The organism is Microcoleus sp. S13_C3 (assembly GCF_036700905.1).
In the GTDB taxonomy this organism is placed as follows: Bacteria; Cyanobacteriota; Cyanobacteriia; order Cyanobacteriales; family Microcoleaceae; genus Microcoleus.
On sequence record NZ_JAUBPT010000338.1, the window covers coordinates 1 to 1788 of the forward strand.

Annotated in this window: 1 protein-coding gene; it reads right to left on the reverse strand. The window is 53.8% G+C overall.

Going from position 1 to position 1788, the window contains the following annotated elements; genetic code table 11:
- Positions 1-255: 255 nt before the first annotated feature.
- On the reverse strand, positions 256-1788 hold a 1533-nt coding region (locus tag QUA16_RS36540), incomplete at its 5' end, for a calcium-binding protein (RefSeq protein WP_445305428.1).

The following is a 1788-nucleotide window of genomic DNA, read 5'->3' on the forward strand; positions in this document are numbered from 1 at the left end:
TCATGATGGTCTCGGATGATTCACTTTTACCCCCTCAATCCGCCTATGTGCCAGTTCGGGGTGCGGAATGTGGGATTAAAGGCCGGGGCGGGTTTACAGATTTTCCCGTTTCTATTCAATATTTTGGTGAACCCGCCCCTACAGGAATCATGGTTAATCGACCGGACATGATATGAACCAAAATTAAGGCAGATAAACTGCCAACAAAATCGGCGTTTATCTGCCTTAATCTGCGGTTTCAAACCTCTTATGTTCCTAGATAAAGGTCAAGTCAAATTCCGAAAGAGCAGAAACCCCAGTTACACCATTTAACTTCGCCAAAATGCGAGAATCGCTGCCGGTGAGGTTATTGCCATTGCCGTCATAAATGATGTAAGTATTACCGCCGGAATCGTAGGCAAACAAGAAAGCACTTCCTCCCAGAATATTTGCAGAAACAGTTGTCTGCACATTCAGCAGAACTTGGCTGTTACCGCCCAGATTCGCAAATCCGGGGGCAAAATTAAACTGATCGGCGATCGGCACACCGAGACCGTTAAAATCAGTAATCACATCGTATCCGCCCGCCGCGATCGCAGCCTCGATCGCCGCCGAAGAAGCCGCATCAAAGCCAGGCCCACCTTGTGCAGGGCTGGTATAGCGGTATTGATTGCCGCCGCCGCCCCCCGTCATGGTATCTGCGCCGAGGCCTCCTACGATCACGTCGTTATCCACACCGCCATTAATCGTATCGTTGCCGCCTTGACCATCAATAGTATCGCTGCCCGCCAAAGCGTCCAAATTGTCCGGCAAAGAACCCCCAACTAAATTGTTAGGCCCGCTATCTGCAGGCAAGATTTGAACGGTGATAGTACCTACGCCCGGAATTGTCCCGAATCCGTCGCTGACGCTGTAGGTGAAAGCAGTTGTACCCGCTACGTTGCCGGGGATGAATTGCACTTGAGAGACAAGATTTACAGCTATCCCCAGTTGCGGTGTGCTGACATTGATAATGTTGAGCGTCCCTTTTTGCGGGCTGGAATCGTTGGCCAGCACATCGATGAAAGTGGGCAGCGAATTATTCGTACTCGTAAATACGATGCCGTCATTGACAGCAATCGGCGACAGGGTACTTGGAACAGTTACGGAGGTATCGAAAGAATTGATGTTAATCGCCACTGACGCTGCTGCCGTGCCGCCTTGGTCGTCAGCTACGCTGTAGCTGAAAGAACCGGCTGGCCCGATCGCGTTTGTTCCAGGTTGGAATTTCAGCCCGAGTAAATCCTGAACGGTTAACTTTTGGTTTACGGCGACCGGGTTCGTACCCGTAATTACCTGACCAAAAGTAGGATTGGGAAGTCCGACTACCGCGATCGACAGCGGCTGGCCCTCCGGGTCGCTGGGCGCCGAAATGCTCAGAGACAGAGGCAAATTCTGCAAACCAGTCACCGTCTTGCCAGCTTCCACGATCGGCGGCTGGTTAGGAGTCGGAGATGTAAAACTCGGCGGAGTCGGCCCGCCGCCCAAAGGCGGAGGAGTTGGGGGCGCCGCAGTTGGAGTAGGGACGATCGAAGGAATCGGACTCGGAGTTGTCGCGCCCGAAGTCGGACTCGGACTCGTACCTGGAACCTGTGTCGGCAATGTCCCCGTACCCGTGCCGCCGCTATTAGTACCCGTGCCGCCGCTATTAGTACCCGTGCCGCCGCTATTAGTACCCGTGCCGCCGCTATTAGTACCCGTGCCGCCGCTATTAGTACCCGTGCCGCCGCTATTAGTACCCGTGCCGCCGCTATTAGTACCCGTGCCGCC